The organism is Massilia mucilaginosa (assembly GCF_011682145.1).
GTDB lineage: Bacteria > Pseudomonadota > Gammaproteobacteria > Burkholderiales > Burkholderiaceae_D > Telluria_A > Telluria_A mucilaginosa.
Genome location: NZ_WHJH01000268.1, coordinates 1 through 340, shown reverse-complemented (window position 1 = coordinate 340; position 340 = coordinate 1). Strand labels below are relative to the sequence as shown.

The following is a 340-nucleotide window of genomic DNA, read 5'->3' as shown; positions in this document are numbered from 1 at the left end:
GCGAATGACGAGATAGATAAGTTAAGCAAGCAAAAAGTAAAGTTATCAAAGAAGGATGTACATTACGTTGCTCTGTCGGATGAGATTGACAAAAAAATGGCGGCGCATAAAGGAGTTGCATCTCAGAAATGCAAATTTCATCAGCCTATATGCGTGCCTTCCAATGATGCGAAAAAAATAGCAACTCCAAGGTCGATGGGTGATGAGTTGAATAAGTCATATGGAACAAAAATAGATTTTGATCGGTTATCAAAAGTGGAAGGTGGAGAGCATACGGTGGCTTACATTCCATGGTGACCATATTTAAAAGAAGATAAGCCGAAAATTGTATTTTACGGAA

At 38.2% G+C, this 340-nt stretch carries 1 protein-coding gene; it reads left to right on the top strand.

Annotated features, from left to right (window positions below; translation table 11 throughout):
• The coding region (locus tag F2P45_RS34810; protein ID WP_166882723.1) for a hypothetical protein at positions 1 to 297 on the top strand (297 nt) is incomplete at its 5' end.
• Positions 298 to 340: the final 43 nt, after the last annotated feature.